The following is an 18272-nucleotide window of genomic DNA, read 5'->3' on the forward strand; positions in this document are numbered from 1 at the left end:
GCCTGGGGGCCGCTCCTACGGCGTAGGAGCGGCCCCCAGGCCGCGACGGGCTGCCGCCAGCGCCTGTGGCCGGAGTTATGATCAAGGCCACCGGAGTCCCTACGCCGGAGGCTTTGATTCACGGCCGCGTCAATTAAGTAACTGTCATCGAAACCGTCACCGAAAATCCGATTTCATCCGTGGACCCTGTTTCCTGCGGCGCAAGAAATATGCGACGACAGCAGAAGAAACAATCGGCGCTGCGGCCATCCCAAGAAAGTAAACAAGAAAACGATATAAGCTATCCATGTGCCATTTGCTGTTCATGAGATATGCCGCGACCACGACTGTTACGATGCTTGTGCCTGCCAGAGTGACTGCCAATATGCCCCGAATGTATCCCCCAGCAGGCTGATCAAGGATAAACGGTATTCCAAGCGCGATGGCAGAAAAGAGCGGTATATAAAAGGCTAAAGCAGCCTCGCCATGCGCGCATACCGGCGTGGAGAAACATAGCAGGACGAAAAACGATATGGTAATGGATTTGCGTTTCTCCATCTCCCGTCCTCTCAACGGCTGGGTAAGACTGCATTGTTGGCACCCTATCCGCCAGGCATTACTCGTCCTATTGAATCGCGTAGGGCTATCGGCTCAAACAACGACGATGGATAAAGATAATCTTCGCCGGATTCGTCAATAATCCGGACCATGCCATTGCCCGCATCTTCTTCTACAAGCTCATAAAGACGACCTAACGTTATACCTCGTTAGAAAACTCTCCTAGGTCCTTCTTATCGAGGCAGACGACAAATTTCATAACCATTGGAATCAGTAAGTTACGGACCAGGCTGAGAACGCGGCGACAGGAAAACAACGGCATCGCCAGTCGTTCCATGCACTTTCCGCCCGGGTTTGCCGCGTTCCCGCGCTTGTCGGGACTCGTCGGGCGCTCCGCAACATACCGATTCAAATAGAGTGTCTGCTTAAATTGGTCATACTCGGCATGACTGCCAATCCAAAACCACTGCACACCGTCGGGGACGGGTACGCCAAGAGCCCGAAATCGTGTTCCCACACGAACGCTTCGATACTGCCCGTTCTTGACTTGTTTGAAGCGCAAGGACGGATGCGACGGGTCATGACGCAAGAGTTCGTAGTTCGCTCTTGCCAACTGCTGAATGGACTCTGGAAGATCGCCGAAACGTCCCCAGAACTTGGTTGATGCGTAGTGCTTCAAATTTCCCTAGCCGACCCGGAGCGGTACTCGGCGAGCGCTTCGGCCGCTAAGGCGTCCAACTTACCAGCTTGAGCATCTGCCTCTATTTGGCGGTCCCAGGCATCGGCGTCCCACTCTTGAAACCAGCGGCGGAATTCGTAAAGCTCTGTTTCAGATAACGTCTGAACCTGAGCTTCGATTCTTTCCAGTACTGTCATTTCTGTCGCCTCTAATGTCACTCGTGCTATTGGCTTTAGTCAGGCATTTCTGCCGTTTCTTGTCGCCTTGCTTGACGCCGTCTTCTTCAAAGTAGGGTGCGAAATGCTTTGACATATCTACGCCGCTATATCCACTTCACGAACTTCCTGACCCCGGCTCATTTCTTTAACCGCAGCCAGATACTCCTGAATAGCGTCCTGAATGTTCTCGATGGCTTCTGCATCGGTATCTCCCTCAGACCAACACCCGGGAAGGCCAGGAACCGAAACGCTAATACCCTCTTCTGTGCGATGTAGAATAACCGTATATTTCATTCTGACCACTCCGACTGTTGACGTTGCGCCAATTTATTTCCAAGGCCGAAACCGTGGTCTGTCCCTGAGGTATCCCCACGAATTTCGCCTCCGTTTATTCACCCAACAATAGCGCCTGATGGAATTGGGCCACCTGCTCTTCCGGCGCTAGGAACTCGGATAGAGCGATCTCCACTTTCGTGATGTTCAGAATGAGCGAGGCAAGAAACGACAGGGAATAGACGCGGCGCTTGGAACTGCTCGCATGCATACCGCGCTGGAGGTTCAATCGCTCCGCCGTCGCACCGATCATAAAGAGTAGGAAAGCCGCCAGTGCGGCAATCATAACGAGAATGGAAAGGCGCTTGAGGTCGTGTGAACGGTTGGCCTCGTAGCCCTGACCAAAGTACAGGTTCTTCATGTCGCGGAAGCCTTCTTCTATCTGCATGCGCTGGCGATAGATGCGCACGATCGCCTTCGCTGCCAAATGCCCCAAACGGCGCGTCGCCATGAGCAGCCACGGCTCACGCTGACTGCGGGCGGCCTTGCGACTTTTGCGCGAGCGTGCGATGCGCCCGGATGCTGTCTTATCATGACGACCGCACTTGGGCAGACGGACCAAGACCATGACGACGGGCAATGGGTTGCTTCTCACCCAGTCGCCGATGCCGAGCCGAACGGGTTTTGTTGTTGCTTTCGTAAACAACGACTTGCCACTAATCCAATCGGCGTTCAGGCGCACATAGTCGCGCCCCCGCAGGCGTCCGACCCAGCGCCAGCCAAGGGCCTCGACGGCACGGAAAAAAGGCACCTTAAAGCCGGCATCGGCGATGATGATGGGTGCGGCACCAGGCGGCAACAAGCCCGCCACGGTGTGGAGAAAACGCTCTTGGACCTTGGGGTTGCCGAGGTCGCAGGTGGGATGAATTTCCTCGTAGAGGGTCAAGGCGTGACCGCCGACCGCGATCGACGCGCGCAACAGTTGAAAGGATTGATCGACCTTGATAGGCGACCAGTCGATGAGAATCAGCGGTTCGGGAATCCGGGCCAGGGTCACCCGGCACAGGGCGCCGTAGATCGCCGTGCGCTCACGATACAGGTGAGGATTGCCGATCACGCGGTCGGCACGCTTGATCTTGTGTTTCAAGGACGTCGGGCCTGGCAGGCGCCGTCCCACCGAGGTGATGGATAAACCCGTGCCGGCAACGCAGGCGGCCACCATGTCGAAGAGCGATACCAAGCGTTTTAAGTGGATACATGACAGCCACTGACCGAGCCAAGAGTGCAACAATATCGACGCGTGCATGAGGGGCCTCCTGTGGGCTTTGCCTTCCTAACAGTGTGGCAACAAACCCTCATGCACGCACACCGAAACTGAAAATGAATTCTAGGCCGCTGTTTTTATGGCTGTTTTCGTGGGGATACCTCAGGGTCTGTCCCCGGTTCCCGCCCCCGGTTCCCGCCGGTTCCCGCTGATGGCATCAAGCCCAACGCCAGGATCAGCCGCCGCGAGCCGCTGCGGTGAGTTTGGCATTACCAAATCCGCTCGGCGGCTCGCGGTCGGCGGGATGCACTTGTTGGGGCTTAGAGTAGTTCGGTGATGCTCCAATCTCGGCCATTGCCTTCTTCGCGGCTGTGTGGGAGCGTTCAAAGTAGTCGTGTATGTCCTTTGCTGATCCAGAGAGCATCGCTTGAATACGGTACTTTTCGCTTAGTGCTTCATCGAGTTTCATTTATTTCCTCAACCAAGTTAAGAGGGGTAACAATCTCAGGCGTCGAAAGCCCAAGTCGACCATTAATCACCTTGATATGCTTCCATTTTCTGGCGTTTGCAAGGTGATTGCAATTCCAGGTCAGAAGGTAATCGATTCCGTAGTAGGAGGCGTATGCCAAATGGATGGCGTCTCCAACCAACGATTTCGGCATCACAAAGTTCTCGATGTAAACCGCAACGACGCGCTCCAAATCCAGTGAGCGCTCCAACACTCGAAGCGGCTCGATGAATTTTAGAATCTCAATTTTCTTCGGATAGTTTCCAAAACTCAATTCTTCAATGATGGCGTCAGATATCCAAAGCTGTTAAGAAAAGACTCCTCCCGCCACCATCGCTGGGTCTCTTCTATCCAATTCTTGAACGATTCCCGTTCGTCGAAATAGAAACTCGGAATCGTGGTGTCCAGATAAACTGTCTCTGTAATCACGTTACCTTTCCAAAAGCTGGCCGACTCCGGTGTGGACGCTGTCCGATATGCTGCGCTATCAGTCGGAAATGGCGGAAATGGGGTCAGGTCTTGACTTGTGGCGGAAATGGGGTCAGGCGGAAATGGGGTCAGGTCTTGACTTGTGCCGGGAGGAATAAGTCAAGACCTGACCCCATCCGTTTCCCTGTGTGGGCTCAGCGACCGCATACCCGCTCGATGGTTGCTCCGATTTTCCCATACGCACACTTCTTCGGTTTCAGATTGAGAAGTGCGTTGAGCGATATCGTTTTTTGATTTCCACACTCGCGATCAAGGGCTTCGGTCGGCATTACGTAGAAGTCCCATTGATCGAGGTTAAGGGGGTCTAGGGTCTTCTTGTCCTTGTGGTGCAGCACGCAGAAAACGTAGGCGTCAGACCAACGGCCTTCCACTTCGGACCTGCCGCCATCGTCCGTGTTCCAATAATAGGAGCGTCTGATGTTGAACGAAATCGATGAGTGCTTTTCCTGCTCCCAGGATTGAACATATGCTGCGGATTTGACCTCGATCTTGAGTCCCTTTGGTGTTCTGAGATCGCACCCGTCCCATTCGACACGGCACCCATCAGTGGTCCCGATATCTGATGCAACCAGGAACTCCGCGAAATGTCCCCGTAGGTTGTTTCCAGCCAGATTGGAGGCAGACCACCGCCAGAACGACAAAACGGTATGGGGCAGAGGCTCATCTTTATAGTGCAGCGGCTCTGCGCCAGTGAGCTGCTTCAAGACAAGAGCCGCCAGCGGATTCTCTCGAACGGTCACCGATCAATCTCCATTAAGTCCCTCAAAGCCATCTTTAAGGCCCAACTGCTTTCTTAGACCGATGTCTGCCTAAGCACCCGAAATCTGTTACTAGACAGGTGTCTGCGTTCGACGTCCTAGACCGACATCTACGTTGGACGCACCAGCCAGATCTACGTCCTTCGTGCCCATAACGCCCCGCTCCCGACACCTTCACGGCACTGCTGAAGTGATATCACGAATTCGGACCGGGCTGCGGAGATCGGGATTAATGATCGACGACGCCCCGTTCCAAGCGCTCTAGCCAACCACACCCCAAGCACAGTTGCATCTGAAGATAGACTATGGCTGCCCATCTGTCAAGCCCCGACGAGAAAAGAAAACCCGCTCCTTCCCTGGCAGTTCCGCCAGCCCGATGGTGCGATCCGGATGGGCATTCCAGGAAGCTGTGCGATTGCGCATTGCCGCGGTAGCTTCAGGCCGCGGCTGACACTCAGGATAACCATCATGCCCGCGAACCGTATTGTTGCACTCTTGACCGACGAGCAGCGCGACCAGTTTATGGCAGCCTTGGCGGGCATGACGGGGGCACTGCCCGTCCTCCTCAATCTCAGCGCGAAAGGGCGCATCGCAACTCGCCAAGCGCCATGGAGTCCAAGGCTTCAGCCTTGGTCCTGCACCTCCAAGGCTGAAGCCTTGGACTCCGGTCCGGGGCGGCCGGAACGATGATCAAGGTCCGCCGGGCCTTGCGTCCCTCTTGGTAACGAGTCAAGAACAAGTTAACCTAAAATCCACAGATGAACACAGATTCTCTTTGAATTGCCATGCACTTATCGCTATTGTCACAATCACCGGCAAGGTGAGTCCCGGGCCAAGCTTAAGCCAATGAAATATCTGTGTTCATCTGTGTTCATCTGTGGATAACTCCTCTTTCTGTTATTAAGCACAATCGTTGTCGTTGTCGTTATCGTAATGGGAGAAGCGATGCACTTTAGGGTACGAAAAGAATCCGGGGCGCTACGATAACCTCGACAACGACAACGACAACGACAACGACAACGACAACGACAACGACAACGACAACGAAAATGGCGCAATCCAGGTCCCCCGCCAGCGGATTGCTTGCAGGTCGCCGACGCCGCGACCGGATCAGGCAATAAACCGGTAACCGACGCCGATTTCCGTAATGAGGTGTTGGGGCTGCGACGGATCATCCTCGATCTTCTTGCGCAGCGCGGCCATATAGACGCGCACATAATGGTTGTCGCCGGCATGGGAGGGGCCCCACAGGTCCTTCAGCAGTTGCCGATGGGTCAGGACGCGATCGGGGTGGCTGATGAGGTAGGCGAGGAGGCGGTATTCGATGGGCGTCAGATGCAGGGCCGCGCCCGCCCGCTCGACGGTTCGTTTGGCGAGATCCACACGCACCTTGCCGAATTCGACGACGCAGGCGCCGTCGGCGGTGCGGGAGCGGCGGCGCAATTGGGCCCGGACGCGGGCCAGTAACTCTGCCGCGCCGAACGGCTTGGTCAGATAGTCGTCGGCGCCGACATCCAGGGCGCCGACCTTGTCGGCCTCGCTCGCGCGGGCCGAGAGCACGATCACGGGGCAATCGGACCAGGTGCGCAGGTCGCGAATGAAGTCCAGCCCGTCGCCGTCCGGCAACCCAAGATCCAGGACGACCAGATCCGGCTGGCGCGTACCGGCCTCGATCAGACCCCGCTTGACGCAGTCGGCCTCATAAGCCTGCCACCCCTGCGCCTCCAACGCCATGACGATGAAGCGCCTGATCTTGGGCTCATCCTCGATCACGATGACCCGGGGCGTCGGTTCGTTCATTCTAAAATCCACAGATGAACACAGATGAACACAGATATTCTTTGAGTTGTCATGCGCTTATCGCTGATGTCAGAATCACCGGCAAGGTAAGCCCCAGGTCAAGCGTAAGTCAATGAATAATCTGTGTTCATCTGTGGACAACTATTCTTTTCAGGCTCATCGCTGGGTCTCTTAGGGTTGGGCATCCTCGTCCGCAGTATCGACCACCGGAGGATTACCGCGAGGCAGGCAAAAGACAAAACGCGCCCCGCTCCCGCGGCGGTTCTCCGCTTGAATAGTCCCGCCGTGCGCCGCGCAGATGGCGCGGCAGATCGCGAGCCCCAGGCCGACACCAGGGGTCGCGCTTTCACTGCGGCCGCGTTCAAACTTCTTGAACATCTCCTCTTCCTTCCCCGGCGGTAAACCTGGACCATGGTCCTCGACCCAGATCCTCACCACATCGCCCGCGCCGGGCGCGGCGCCGATCCCGATGGGGCTCCCGGCCGGGGTGTACTTGGCGGCGTTTTCCAGCAGGTTGACCAGCACGCGCTCCATCAGTACCGCGTCGAATTCCAGCAGCGGCAGGTCCGGCGGCAGATCGATGCTCACCGCTCGCCCGGCGATGGTCGAGGCCACGGCCTTCAGGGCACTGCCGACGACCTCCTCCAGCGGCTGCCATTGCTGGTTGAGCCGCACCGCCCCGGATTGCAGGCGCGCCATATCGAGCAGATTGTTGACCAGGGAGTTCATCCGCAGGGCCTCCTCGCGCAGCGATGCGGCAATCTCCGACTGGCGCCCGGTCGGCGGGGGTACCGTCATGGCAATCGAATCGGCCAGGCCCACCAGTGTCGCCAGCGGGGTGCGCAGGTCATGGGAGATGGCGGACAGGAGTGAACTGCGCAGGCGTTCCGACTCCATCTGTACGGTGGTGATCCGCGCGATGTCGACATAGTGGATGCGCTCCAGCGAGATCGCAATGAGTCGGGCGAAGGTATCGAGCAGGCGCCCCTGTTCGGGGAGCATCAACCGGCTCGGGTTGCGCAGTTCCAGCGCCAGCACCCCGCGGGTGCGCATCGGCGCGGTCAAGGGCACATAGCGGATGGGGCTGCCCGGCAGCGTGTCCGTGCCGGCACCGGCGTCGGCGGCATGATCCAGGGCCCACTGGCCGATGCCGATATCCAATGCGAGACCGCCGGTTGGTGTGGCAACCGGGTCGCCGAGCCGGTGGTGCTCGTCGGCCAGCAGGATGGCCGACTTGGCGCCGAATTCGGTTTCAGCAAAGCGTTGACTGATCTCGGCAATCTGTTCGGGCATCAGGGCCCCCGACAGGTCGCGCGACAGCTCGTAGAGGGCGCGCACCCGCTGCTCGCGTAGACTGGCGACGCGGGCCTGATACTTGGCCCCGGTGGTGAGGGTGGCGGTGACCAGAGCGACGACCAGCATGACGACGAAGGTCAGCAGATATTGCACATCACTGACCGAGAACGAAAGGCGCGGCTGCACATGGAAGAAGTCGAAGGCCGCGACCGTCAGGAAGGCGGCCATGACCGAGGGCCCGAAGCCGTAGCGGACCGCCACCACCACGACCGCCAGCAGGAACAGCATGGCGATATTGGTGAGCTCGAAGACCGAGTGCAGGGGGGCCGCGAGCGCCGCCGCGAGGGCGCAGATGACTGCGCTCATCGCATAGGACTGCCAGGGCGCCCGCAGGCGCGCGAACCAGGACTCGTCGGTGCGCTCGTCGCTCGGTTTGCGCTCCTGCGGTTCGCCGCGCGCGACCTGGATGACCTCCAGATCGGGTGCCTGCTTGCCGATGCGGTCGGCGAATGAGCGGTACCAGGGTCGCCAGGCCCGCACATGATCGCGTCCCACGATCACCCGGAAGAGGTTATGGTCGCGCGCATAAGCGATGACGGTCGCCACCGGATCGCTGCCGGAGAGGGTGGCCGTCTCCGCCCCCATGTCTTGCGCCAGTTTGATGCTCTTTAAGATGCGTTGGCGCTGGCGGCGTGACAGGCGCTGCAGGGCCGGGGTATCGATCGAGAGGGCATGCCAGGGTACGTCCAGACGCGCGGCCAGGCGGGCCGCGCTGCGGATGATGCGCTCGGCCCCCTCGCCGGGGCCGATGCAGACCAGGAGCGATTCGCGGGTCTGCCAGACCGGCGAGACCGATTGGTCGCGCCGGTACTGGAGCATCTGGCGGTCGACGCGATCGGCGGTGCGGCGCAGGGCGAGTTCGCGCAGTGCGATCAGGTTGCCCTTGCGGAAGAAGTTCTGGATCGCGCGCTCGGCCTGGTGGGGCAGATAGACCTTGCCCTCTTTGAGCCGCTGCAACAGTTCTTCCGGCGACAGGTCAACCAGCACCACCTCATCGGCGGCATCGAAGACCTGATCGGGTACGGTCTCCCAGACCCGCACACCGGTGATGCCGCCGACGACATCGTTGAGGCCTTCTAAGTGCTGGACGTTGATCGTCGACCAGCAATCGATACCGGCCCCCAGCAATTCATCGACGTCGTGCCAGCGTTTGGGATGACGCGACCCCGGCGCATTGGAATGGGCCAGTTCGTCGATCAGGATCAGGGACGGGCGGCGCGCCAGGGCGCCGTCGAGGTCGAACTCCTGCAAGACCCGGCCGCGGTAAGGGACCGACTTGAGGGGGAGCCGCTCCAGTCCTTCCAGCAGGGTCTCGGTCTCTTTTCGGCCGTGGGTCTCCACGACGCCGATGACGATGTCCGCGTGTTGCCCGGCCTGTGCCCGCGCGGCCGACAGCATGGCGTAGGTCTTGCCGACCCCGGCCGAGGCGCCAAAGAAGATCTTCAACCGGCCGCGGGCGGCCTTGGCCTCGTCGGCCTTGAGACGATCCAGCAGCGCGTCGGGGTCGGGGCGTTGATCGGCCATCAGGGATGCAAGTCATCAAGGGCCAGGTTGAGCCTCAGCACATTGACCCGCGGTTCGCCGAAGACCCCCCATTGTCGGCCTTCGGTGAAGCGTGCCACCAGGGCCTCGACCGCTACGGGCTCAAGCGAGCGCGCTCGCGCCACCCGCTTTACCTGGTACTGAACGGCGGCCGGGCTCAGGTGCGGGTCCAGACCGCTGCCGGAGGCAGTGACCAGGTCCAGCGGGATCGGCCGGGTGTTGCCCGGATCGGCCGTCTTGAGTGCCGCGATGCGCCCCTTGACCGCATCGATCAGCGCCGGATTGAGCGGCCCCAGATTCGATCCGCCGGAGGCGGCGGCGTTGTTGGGATAGGGCGCGGTGGCGGAGGGCCGACCCCAGAAATACCCGGGTGCGGTGAAATGCTGTCCGATGAGGACGGAGCCCAGCGGCCGGTCGTCCTTGACGATCAGGCTGCCCCGCGCCGCCGTGGGAAAGGCCAACCTGGCGATGCCGGTCACGGCCAAGGGATAGACGACGCCGGTGACGAGGGTCAGCACAACGAAGAGCGAAAGCGCGGGACGCAGCAGGGCGGTCATGAGGGTGCTCCTGGTTTCAGGCGAGGCCAACGGCGGCAAGGGTGAGATCGATCAGCTTGATCCCGATAAAGGGCGCGACCAGGCCGCCCAGACCGTAGACCGCGAGGTTGCGGCGCAGCAAGACGGCGGCGCCCAGCGGTTGGTACTTCACGCCGGTGAGCGCCAGCGGGATCAGGAACATGATGATCAGGGCATTGAAGATCACCGCCGCCAGGATCGCCGAGGCGGGACTGGCGAGCCCCATGACGTTGAGCGCCGCCAACTGCGGGTAGGTGGTCACGAAGGCCGCGGGGATGATGGCGAAATATTTCGCGACATCGTTGGCGATGCTGAAGGTCGTCAAAGAGCCGCGGGTCATCAGCATCTGCTTTCCGGTCTCGACCACCTCGATCAACTTGGTCGGGTTGGAGTCGAGATCGACCATGTTGCCGGCCTCCTTGGCCGCCTGGGTGCCGGTATTCATCGCCACCGCCACGTCCGCCTGGGCCAGCGCCGGGGCGTCGTTGGTCCCGTCGCCGGTCATGGCAACCAGCCGGCCTTCCGCCTGGTGCTGGCGGATCAGGGCCAGCTTGGCCTCCGGCGTGGCCTCGGCAAGGAAGTCATCGACGCCGGCCTCGGCGGCGATGGCGGCGGCCGTCAGGCGGTTGTCGCCGGTGATCATGATGGTGCGGATGCCCATCCGGCGCAGTTCGGCGAAGCGTTCCTTGATGCCGCCCTTGACGATGTCCTTGAGCTCTACGACGCCCAGCACGCGGGTGTCCTCCGCCACCACCAGGGGGGTGCTGCCGCGGCGGGCGACCTCCTCGACGCTGCGCAGCACCGCGGCCGGGAACTGGCCGCCGAGCGCCTCCACCTGGGTGCGGATCGCATCGAAGGCGCCCTTGCGGATCCGGCGCCCCTGGACGTCGACCCCGCTCATGCGGGTATGGGCCGAGAAATGGACGAACTGCGCACCCAAAGACTGGATGTCGTGCTCGCGCAGCCCGAATCGCTGCTTGGCCAGCACCATGATGCTGCGACCTTCCGGCGTCTCGTCGGCGAGCGAGGCGAGTTGGGCGGCGCTGGCCAGGTCCTGTTCCTGAACGCCGGCGGCGGGCAGGAAGGCCGCGGCCTGGCGGTTGCCCAGGGTGATGGTCCCGGTCTTGTCCAACAGCAGCACGTCCACGTCGCCGGCCGCCTCCACGGCGCGGCCGGAGGTGGCGATGACATTGGCCTGCATCATGCGGCTCATGCCGGCGACGCCGATCGCCGAGAGCAGGCCGGCGATCGTCGTCGGGATCAGACAGACCAACAGTGCGATCAGTACCGCGATACTGATCGGCGCACCGGCGCCCGCCGCCGCGACGCTGAACAGCGAGAAGGGCAGCAGGGTGACGGTCACCACGAGGAAGACGATGGTCAGGGCGACCAGCAGGATGGTCAGGGCGATCTCGTTGGGCGTCTTCTGGCGTTTTGCGCCCTCCACCATCGCGATCATCCGGTCGACGAAGGTCTCGCCCGGGTTGACCGTCACGCGCGCGACGATCCAGTCCGACAGCACGCGCGTGCCGCCGGTGACCGCCGAGAAATCCCCGCCCGACTCGCGAATCACCGGCGCCGACTCACCGGTGATGGCCGATTCGTCGACCGAGGCCACGCCTTCGATCACCTCGCCATCGACCGGTATCACGTCACCGGCCTCGATCAGCACGATATCGTCACGGCGCAGGTCCTCGGCCTCCACCCGATGCCAGCGCAGCGCGGTGCGCGGCGTGTCGATGACAAAATCACGTTCGAGCCGCTTCGCCCAGGTCTCCTTCTTAATGCCGCGGAGCGCCGCCGCCTGCGCCTTGCTGCGGCCCTCGGCGAGCGCCTCGGCGAAGTTGGCGAACAACACGGTGAACCAGAGCCAGAGGGCGATGGCGAGAATGAACCGGGGGGAGTTCTCACCCGGCCCGGTCCCCGGTCCGATCAGGGCTTGAACCCACAGCAGCGTGGTCAGGATGCTGCCGATATACACCACGAACATCACCGGGTTGCGCCATTGCACGGCGGGGTTCAGCTTCCGGAATGAATCGACGCCGGCCGGCAGCACGAGCGCCGGGTCGAACATGGCCAGTTGTTTGTGTGTCATGTGACTCTCTCGGAGATCTTCGATAATCGTTGTCGTTGTCGTTGTCGTTGTCGTAATCGTAATCGGAAAAGCGATGCACCTGCGGGCGCAAGAGATCATTGATCATAACTCCAGCCAAGCTGCACCGGCGAAAGCCCGCTCGGACGCTGGGAGCGCCGCACCCCAGTGCGGCGCGGCCTCGCAAGCGATCGCAGCGCTGCGTTCTGCGGATAGGCCGCGCCGCATTGGGATGCGGCGCTCCCGGTGGCCGGAGTTATGATCAAGGCCGTGCGAGAGAATCCGGGGGCGTTACGATAACCTCGATTACGACAACGACAACGACAACGACAACGACAACGACAACGAACATGCCGCGACCGGCAGTCCCTCGTGGAATTGTTACCGTATCAGTGAACCGTTCCTTCAGAAACAGACCAGAGCATCAGGTGTTCGACCACCGGCCCAAGCGCAAGCGCCGGGACATAGTTCAAGGCCCCGACCAGCACGACGGTGCCGATCAGCAGCACCACGAACAGCAGATCGTGGGTCGGCATGGTGCCGGCGCTGGGGGCAATGCGCTTTTTGGCCGCCAGGTGACCGGCCAGTGCCAGCACCGGCACGATGACGCCGAACCGGCCGAACCACATGGCGACGCCGAGCAGGCCGTTGTAGAAGGGCGTGTTGGCCGACAGGCCGGCAAAGGCGCTGCCATTGTTGTTGGCGGCGGAGGTGAAGGCATAGAGGACCTCCGAGAAGCCGTGGGGCCCCGGGTTGGCGATGCCGGCCACGCCGGCCAGCACCAGCACGGCGATTGCGGTGCCGGTCAGCACGAGCAGCGGCGTCACCAGGATGGCGATGGACACCATCTTCATCTCGTACGCCTCGATCTTCTTGCCCAGATACTCCGGCGTGCGCCCGATCATGAGCCCGGCGATGAACACCGCCATGACGGCGAATACCAACATGCCGTAGAGCCCCGTGCCGACGCCGCCGAACACCACCTCACCGAGCATCATGTTCGCCAGCGGCACCAGGCCGCCCAGGGGCATGAAGGAGTCGTGCATGGAGTTGACGGCGCCGCAGGAGGCAAGGGTCGTGATGGCGGCGAACAGCGCGGATTCGGCCGTGCCGAAGCGCGTCTCCTTACCTTCCAGATTCCCCGCGGACAGGTCGACACCGAGCTCGGCCAGCAATGGGTTGCCCTGCTGCTCGAAGTGCATCGCCGCCACGGCCATGACCAAGAACATCAGCGTCATCGCGGCCAGCAGCGCCCAGCCCTGACGGGTATCCCCGACCATGCGGCCGAAGGTCAGGCACAGCGCGGCCGGGATCAGAAAGATCAGGAACATCTGGATGAAGTTGGTCAACGGCGTCGGGTTCTCATAGGGATGGGCCGAGTTGGCGTTGAAAAAGCCGCCGCCGTTGGTGCCGAGCATCTTGATGGCTTCCTGGGAGGCGACCGGGCCCATGGCCAGGGTCTGGGTCGGTGTCGTCGCCGATTGCGTGAGCACGGCGTCCTGGGCGTCGGTGAGCGGCTGACCGGTCGCATCGAGCCTGGGCCTGTCGTCGTGCCTGGCCTCCAGCGTCGTGACAGTCTGGTAGGCGTCGAGGTTCTGAATGACGCCCTGGCTGACCAGGACCACGGCAAAGACCAAGGCGATCGGCAACAGGACATAGAGCGTGACCCGCGTCAGATCGACCCAGGCGTTGCCGATGGTGGCGGCCGAATGGCGCGCGAAACCGCGGATCAGGGTGATCGCGACCGCGATGCCCGTGGCGGCCGACAAAAAGTTCTGCACCGTCAGGCCGAGCAGTTGGGTCAGATAACCCATCGTCGACTCACCGGCATAACCCTGCCAGTTGGTATTGGTGGCAAAGCTGATGGCCGTGTTGAACGATGAGTCCGGACTGACGTTGGCCAGTCCCTGGGGATTCCCCGGCAGCCAGACCTGCAGCCGTTGCAGGGCATAGACGGCCAGCGCCCCCAGCAGATTGAACAGCAGGATCGCCAGGGCGTAGCTCAGCCAGCCCATTTCCTCGTCCCGGCGCACCCCGCACAGACGATAGAGCGCCGACTCGATACCGCCGCGGACCCCCAGGGACAGGAGCGGGCGGCCCTCCATCACGTTCGCGATGTAGCTGCCGAGCGGCTTGGCCGCGAGCAGCAGCACCGTCAGATAAAGCCCGAGGACCAGCCAGGCATGAGGGGTCATGAAAAGCCCTCCGGATTGAGCAGTGCCGCGATCAGGTAGACGAGCAGCCCGACCGCGACGACGGCGCTGACCATGAGCAGCCCGTTCATGTGGCACCGCCAAGCCGGGCACAGCCGCGGGCGAGGCCCACGCCGAGGGCGAAAAACAACACGATGGCGGCGAGATAGAAGAGATCCACGGTTTGCCTCCGCAACGGGTTCCGACCAGTTTCATGCTAGGCAAACGGCTGCCAAGATGCTGTAAAAATCGGGCGGGGCAAGATAAAAATCGCGACAAGACGGGGGTCGCGAGCTGATTCCGAAGGGGCGCACCGCGGCGGGACAGCGCTTCAGATCAGGCGGTCCAAGCGCCTGGAGTCCAAGGCTTCAGCCTTGGAGCGCGCCAAGGCTGAAGCCTTGGACTCCAGGCAGACGCAACGCGGTCGGCGAGTGCGCCGTGACTTGATGGCAGTGCCCCCATCGGGGCGCCGGGAGCCTCTTCTGCTCAGGGCGGCGGGGCTGCCTCATCCGCGGGGGACTGGGCCCCCGCCAGGGGCAGTTCCAGGCGGGAGAAGTCGGCGCGGTTGACATACTGGATGACGATCTTGCCCTTGGTGTTGCGGGCGATGTCGAAGCCGCGATCGGGATAGAGCCAGTGGATGATGCCGTTGGACGGGTCCAGGCGGCGCTCGCTGGGGGGGCCGAAGCGCTTCTCGATGGTCTCGTTATCGAGGCGCGCCTGGGGCAGGTAGGTGATGCTGCGGATGGGGCGCGCGAGCAGGGTCTCCACGTCCGTCGGGTCGAGCTTGATCTTTTTGTCGCCGCTTTCCATCTTGCTGATGCGCAGCCCGCGTTCGTACATGGGCTTGAGCGTCGCCTGGTCGACGTCCAGCGTGATGATGAAATCGGCCCTCAGGCTCTGGAGATAGACCTGCTCGAAGTAGACCTCGACGGCCAGGGGTTCGCGCGCCCCCGGGGTCTCGAACAAGTTGATGGTGCCGTCCTCGCCGAAAAACCGGCGCAGCTCGGCAAGCCTGGTCTCGCCCAGGGTGAAGCCGAAGACCTGGGTGTCCCCGGCGCGGTTGGTGGTCACGCGCCAGGGCAGGCGCACCTTCTCGTCCTGGATGGTCGGCGGCATCAGGAGCAGGGCGCCGACGAAGCCGAGCAGGCCGGCGACGAGGATGGTGAGGATATATTTACGGTCCATGAACGGGACGGCTCCGATGGGATGGTGACCGGGGCGCCGGGCAGGCCGGCGGCCGGGCGGGATCAGCATTGAACAAGGGGGAAACTCAACATGATTAACAGGATTTTGCCGGATCAACAGGAAAAACAGGGTACGACGTTCATCAATATAATATCCTGTAAATTCTGAAAAATCCTGTCAATCCTGTCCATTTTTCAAGCTCGCGGTGATGCTCCAATGGTATCTGGATCGACGGCTTCCGGTACTCAGTGCTTTGGGCCTGGTTCCGGCCGGGGACTCACAGGGGCAGCAGCCCCGCGACGACCCGGCGGCCCTCGGCCAGCAGGATGTTGTAGGTGCGGCAGGCGGCCCCGGTGTCCATGACCTCGATGCCGATCCGCTGCGCCGTCAGGACGCGGTAGAGCGACGGGGCGGGGAAGACCTGGACCGCGCCGGTGCCGAGCACGATCAGTTCCGGGTCGAGGTCGAGCAGGGCCTGGAGGTGCTCGGGTCCCAGCCCGGCCGCGTCGCGCGGCCCCCAGTCGGTGATGATCCGCCCGGGTGTCAGGATCAGGGCGCCGCCATAGGTCCGCCCGCCGATGCGGATCCCGGCCGGACCGTAGGCCTGGACCAGGTTCCTGCCGCTGTCGTCTGGTTCGGTGAATCGCATGGTGGAACCATACCGGATTGCCCCCCGGTGGGACAAGGTGCGGTTGACGCTCGCCGACCCGGGCGGGCATCATCAGGTCCGGCGTCGCGCGCTCGCGCCGCGCCGGGGCGTCGGTTCAACGGGTGGGATCAGTGGGGTACGCATGACTAGGACTTTCGCCAGGTGGCCCGGCAGGGCGCGGTTGCCCGCGTCGCTCGCGGCCCTGTTCGCCGGCTTGTTGGCGGGCTGTGCCGGCGGCCTCGTCGGCCCCTTGCTGCCGGTGACCAACCCGGCGACGGCCGCCACGGTGACCGTCTTCCGCGACTTCTCGCTGCCGGGGTTCTTCGTCCCCATGGATCTGCGGATCGATGACCATTGGGTCTTCCGGTTGTGGCTCAACCAGCAATACAGCTTCAAGCTCGACCCTGGCGAGTACCTGTTCGACTACACCATCGGTTTCAACGAGTGCCGTCGGCTGGCCTATATCAAGGCGGGCCAAAACTATTACTTCCGGCTGCGGCCCAATTGTGTCCGGTTCGAGGGCCCGCCCTGATCCGCCGCTGCGCGATCAGCCGCGATCCTTGTCTTCATTGATTGCTCAATCGGTGACGGACGGCGGATCGGCGTCCAGCAAGCGCCACTCGGCGAACCTGGCCGCCTGACCCCGATACCGGCCGGCGCTGTCCATGAGGTTCCAGACGCAGGCGCCGGCGATCAAAAAGCGCCGGCCGCTCGCAGCCACCCGCACCCCCGCATAGTCGTCGATATACCCCCGGGCGGCGACCTCCCGCAGCAGCCGCTCGCGCTCGGCCTGGACGGCCGGGTGCGCCGTGCAGCGGGAGGGCAGGGTGGTCAGTTGACCCCAGTCGAGTTCGAAGAGCCGCAGTGCGGTGCGGTTGCCGTAGGTCAGGATGGGGTCCGCCCCGGTGTCATGCGAGAGCAGCGCAAAGGGCGCCTCGAACAGCGCCCGGGCGGCGGCGCGGTCGTCCAAGGCGGGGTCGATCAGGTCCCGCCCGGTCAAGGCGCGGTAACTGCGCCGCAGTAGACCGATGTGGTCAGGCAGGAAGCCGTTGGACTCGTCGGGTTCAGGGAAGGACGGGCGCGTCATCGGTGGGTGAAATCCCGTGGTGGCGGACTCATGCAAGGAGCCTGGGAGGGTTGAGGAACAATTCACTAAAGTCCATCAGGGAAAACTTGTCGCGTCGTTGTCGTTGTCGTTGTCGTTGTCGTTGTCGTAATCGAGGTTATCGTAGCACCCCGGATTCTCTCGCAAGCCAAATTGCATCGCTTCTCCGATTACGACAACGACAACGACAACGGCTGCTTACTTAGCTTAGCGTGAAACCGGTGCGCCGCGGACATCCCCGCTCGCGCACCGGCGCGTGCGTGCCCCTCAGACCCCGAACCCCGAACCCCGAACCCCGAACCCCATGGCCAATTTCCAGACCCATCTCAACGTCGGCATCTTCGTCAGCGGCGGCGCCGTCCTGGCCCTCAAGGGGTTCGATCTGGTGCCGCCGGGTCAGGCCCTGGTGCTCCTGGGCCTGGGGGTGACGGGCGCCGTGCTGCCGGATATCGACGCGGACATTTCCGCCCCGGGGCGGACCTTCTTCGGCGTCCTGGGGGCGGCCCTGGCCTTCGGCTGGACCCTGCCCCTGGTGGGGCATTATCGCCCCCTGGACCTGGCGGTGGTCTGGTTCGGGCTCTTTCTCGGCGTGCGCTTCCTGTTGTTCGAGACCTTCGCCCGCTTCACCGTCCATCGCGGCATCTGGCACTCCTGGCTGGCCGTCGCCTTCGCCACCTTGGCGACGGTGACGATCAGCCACCGGCTCCTGGACCAAGCCCCGCGCGCCGCCTGGGTCGCCGGCCTGATGGTGGGCCTGGGTTATCTCACCCACCTGTGCCTGGACGAGATCTACAGCGTGGACCTCTTCAACGCCCGGGTGAAGCGCTCCTTCGGCACCGCGCTCAAGCCCTTCAGCCTGGCCGACCCGGCAAGCAGCCTGGCGATGGCCGCGGCGGTCGGCGTCCTGGCCTGGTTGGCCCCGCCGCTGGACTTCGCCCAACTGCCGACCCGGGCCGAGTGGGTGGCCTGGATGCATCAGGGACTGGCCCAACTGGGCGCCTGGTCCGACCTCGGGGTGGCGACGGTGCGGACTTGGCTCCAATGAAC

Annotated in this window: 19 protein-coding genes; 2 read left to right on the top strand and 17 right to left on the bottom strand. The window is 62.4% G+C overall.

Features of this window, described 5'->3' with window-relative positions:
- Positions 1-156 precede the first annotated feature (156 nt).
- The 16 genes from THSYN_RS33555 to THSYN_RS08495 all read right to left on the bottom strand — a co-directional run bounded on the left by THSYN_RS33555 (position 157) and on the right by THSYN_RS08495 (position 16120).
- A complete protein-coding gene (locus THSYN_RS33555; RefSeq protein WP_157817529.1) occupies positions 157-537 on the bottom strand; it encodes a hypothetical protein in 381 nt (126 codons plus the stop codon).
- Between the two features lie 199 nt (positions 538-736).
- The gene (locus THSYN_RS35245; RefSeq protein ID WP_216644714.1) at positions 737-1216 is read right to left on the bottom strand and encodes a ParE family toxin-like protein; all 480 of its coding nucleotides are present in this window, start codon (positions 1214-1216) and stop codon (positions 737-739) included.
- Positions 1213-1413, bottom strand: a complete 201-nt coding sequence (locus tag THSYN_RS08430) for a hypothetical protein (RefSeq protein ID WP_100918738.1) — start codon at positions 1411-1413, stop codon at positions 1213-1215. Before THSYN_RS08430 ends, THSYN_RS35245 begins: the two co-directional genes overlap by 4 nt.
- A gap of 117 nt (positions 1414-1530) precedes the next feature.
- The gene (locus THSYN_RS08435) at positions 1531-1728 is read right to left on the bottom strand and encodes a type II toxin-antitoxin system HicB family antitoxin (RefSeq protein WP_100918739.1); all 198 of its coding nucleotides are present in this window, start codon (positions 1726-1728) and stop codon (positions 1531-1533) included.
- A 94-nt stretch (positions 1729-1822) separates the two neighbouring features.
- Positions 1823-3013 carry an IS4 family transposase gene (locus THSYN_RS08440; RefSeq protein WP_100918740.1) on the bottom strand — a complete coding sequence of 397 codons (1191 nt, stop codon included), beginning with the start codon at positions 3011-3013 and terminating at the stop codon, positions 1823-1825.
- A gap of 193 nt (positions 3014-3206) precedes the next feature.
- Entirely contained in the window at positions 3207-3440 is a 234-nt protein-coding gene (locus THSYN_RS08445; RefSeq protein WP_100918741.1) for a hypothetical protein, read from the bottom strand.
- A complete protein-coding gene (locus THSYN_RS08450; protein ID WP_216644715.1) occupies positions 3427-3753 on the bottom strand; it encodes a PIN domain-containing protein in 327 nt (108 codons plus the stop codon). Before THSYN_RS08450 ends, THSYN_RS08445 begins: the two co-directional genes overlap by 14 nt.
- Positions 3754-4102: 349 nt before the next feature.
- The gene (locus THSYN_RS33560) at positions 4103-4708 is read right to left on the bottom strand and encodes a hypothetical protein (RefSeq protein WP_157817530.1); all 606 of its coding nucleotides are present in this window, start codon (positions 4706-4708) and stop codon (positions 4103-4105) included.
- Positions 4709-5836: 1128 nt separating this feature from the next.
- Complete coding sequence (kdpE, locus tag THSYN_RS08460) at positions 5837-6526, bottom strand: two-component system response regulator KdpE (RefSeq protein ID WP_100918742.1); 690 nt, start codon at positions 6524-6526, stop codon at positions 5837-5839.
- A 171-nt stretch (positions 6527-6697) separates the two neighbouring features.
- Positions 6698-9406 (bottom strand): two-component system sensor histidine kinase KdpD, encoded by a 2709-nt coding sequence (gene kdpD / locus THSYN_RS08465; protein WP_100918743.1) that lies wholly within the window; start codon positions 9404-9406, stop codon positions 6698-6700.
- Positions 9406-9981 carry a potassium-transporting ATPase subunit KdpC gene (gene kdpC, locus THSYN_RS08470; protein ID WP_100918744.1) on the bottom strand — a complete coding sequence of 192 codons (576 nt, stop codon included), beginning with the start codon at positions 9979-9981 and terminating at the stop codon, positions 9406-9408. Before kdpC ends, kdpD begins: the two co-directional genes overlap by 1 nt.
- Positions 9982-9997: 16 nt before the next feature.
- Positions 9998-12094: a potassium-transporting ATPase subunit KdpB gene (gene kdpB, locus THSYN_RS08475; RefSeq protein WP_100918745.1), complete on the bottom strand. Its 2097-nt coding sequence runs from the start codon at positions 12092-12094 to the stop codon at positions 9998-10000.
- Positions 12095-12480: 386 nt separating this feature from the next.
- Positions 12481-14286, bottom strand: a complete 1806-nt coding sequence (kdpA, locus tag THSYN_RS08480) for a potassium-transporting ATPase subunit KdpA (protein WP_100918746.1) — start codon at positions 14284-14286, stop codon at positions 12481-12483.
- Positions 14283-14375 (bottom strand): K(+)-transporting ATPase subunit F, encoded by a 93-nt coding sequence (kdpF, locus tag THSYN_RS08485; RefSeq protein ID WP_100918747.1) that lies wholly within the window; start codon positions 14373-14375, stop codon positions 14283-14285. Before kdpF ends, kdpA begins: the two co-directional genes overlap by 4 nt.
- Before the next feature lie 394 nt (positions 14376-14769).
- Positions 14770-15471 (bottom strand): hypothetical protein, encoded by a 702-nt coding sequence (locus THSYN_RS08490; RefSeq protein WP_100918748.1) that lies wholly within the window; start codon positions 15469-15471, stop codon positions 14770-14772.
- 277 nt (positions 15472-15748) lie between these two features.
- A complete protein-coding gene (locus THSYN_RS08495; RefSeq protein WP_100918749.1) occupies positions 15749-16120 on the bottom strand; it encodes an Mth938-like domain-containing protein in 372 nt (123 codons plus the stop codon).
- A gap of 142 nt (positions 16121-16262) precedes the next feature.
- On the opposite strand from THSYN_RS08495, the gene THSYN_RS08500 reads away from it, so the two are divergent.
- The gene (locus THSYN_RS08500; RefSeq protein ID WP_157817531.1) at positions 16263-16652 is read left to right on the top strand and encodes a hypothetical protein; all 390 of its coding nucleotides are present in this window, start codon (positions 16263-16265) and stop codon (positions 16650-16652) included.
- Between the two features lie 45 nt (positions 16653-16697).
- Here the strand turns inward: THSYN_RS08500 and THSYN_RS08505 are convergent, their stop codons facing one another.
- Positions 16698-17207: an MEKHLA domain-containing protein gene (locus THSYN_RS08505; RefSeq protein ID WP_100918751.1), complete on the bottom strand. Its 510-nt coding sequence runs from the start codon at positions 17205-17207 to the stop codon at positions 16698-16700.
- A gap of 322 nt (positions 17208-17529) precedes the next feature.
- Here THSYN_RS08505 and THSYN_RS08510 point away from each other — a divergent pair, with 322 nt between their 5' ends.
- Complete coding sequence (locus tag THSYN_RS08510; RefSeq protein ID WP_100918752.1) at positions 17530-18270, top strand: metal-dependent hydrolase; 741 nt, start codon at positions 17530-17532, stop codon at positions 18268-18270.
- The last annotated feature ends 2 nt before the right edge of the window (positions 18271-18272 follow it).

Source organism: Candidatus Thiodictyon syntrophicum, assembly GCF_002813775.1.
Lineage (GTDB): Bacteria > Pseudomonadota > Gammaproteobacteria > Chromatiales > Chromatiaceae > Thiodictyon > Thiodictyon syntrophicum.

Excerpts from the sequence above, each read along its gene's own strand:
- THSYN_RS33555 (WP_157817529.1), bottom strand. The coding sequence starts at position 537 with ATGGAGAAACGCAAATCCATTACCATATCGTTTTTCGTCCTGCTATGT.
- THSYN_RS08430 (WP_100918738.1), bottom strand. The coding sequence starts at position 1,413 with ATGACAGTACTGGAAAGAATCGAAGCTCAGGTTCAGACGTTATCTGAA.
- THSYN_RS08435 (WP_100918739.1), bottom strand. The coding sequence starts at position 1,728 with ATGAAATATACGGTTATTCTACATCGCACAGAAGAGGGTATTAGCGTT.
- THSYN_RS08440 (WP_100918740.1), bottom strand. The coding sequence starts at position 3,013 with ATGCACGCGTCGATATTGTTGCACTCTTGGCTCGGTCAGTGGCTGTCA.
- THSYN_RS08445 (WP_100918741.1), bottom strand. The coding sequence starts at position 3,440 with ATGAAACTCGATGAAGCACTAAGCGAAAAGTACCGTATTCAAGCGATG.
- kdpE (WP_100918742.1), bottom strand. The coding sequence starts at position 6,526 with ATGAACGAACCGACGCCCCGGGTCATCGTGATCGAGGATGAGCCCAAG.
- kdpD (WP_100918743.1), bottom strand. The coding sequence starts at position 9,406 with ATGGCCGATCAACGCCCCGACCCCGACGCGCTGCTGGATCGTCTCAAG.
- kdpC (WP_100918744.1), bottom strand. The coding sequence starts at position 9,981 with ATGACCGCCCTGCTGCGTCCCGCGCTTTCGCTCTTCGTTGTGCTGACC.
- kdpB (WP_100918745.1), bottom strand. The coding sequence starts at position 12,094 with ATGACACACAAACAACTGGCCATGTTCGACCCGGCGCTCGTGCTGCCG.
- kdpA (WP_100918746.1), bottom strand. The coding sequence starts at position 14,286 with ATGACCCCTCATGCCTGGCTGGTCCTCGGGCTTTATCTGACGGTGCTG.
- kdpF (WP_100918747.1), bottom strand. The coding sequence starts at position 14,375 with ATGAACGGGCTGCTCATGGTCAGCGCCGTCGTCGCGGTCGGGCTGCTC.
- THSYN_RS08490 (WP_100918748.1), bottom strand. The coding sequence starts at position 15,471 with ATGGACCGTAAATATATCCTCACCATCCTCGTCGCCGGCCTGCTCGGC.
- THSYN_RS08495 (WP_100918749.1), bottom strand. The coding sequence starts at position 16,120 with ATGCGATTCACCGAACCAGACGACAGCGGCAGGAACCTGGTCCAGGCC.
- THSYN_RS08500 (WP_157817531.1), top strand. The coding sequence starts at position 16,263 with ATGACTAGGACTTTCGCCAGGTGGCCCGGCAGGGCGCGGTTGCCCGCG.
- THSYN_RS08505 (WP_100918751.1), bottom strand. The coding sequence starts at position 17,207 with ATGACGCGCCCGTCCTTCCCTGAACCCGACGAGTCCAACGGCTTCCTG.
- THSYN_RS08510 (WP_100918752.1), top strand. The coding sequence starts at position 17,530 with ATGGCCAATTTCCAGACCCATCTCAACGTCGGCATCTTCGTCAGCGGC.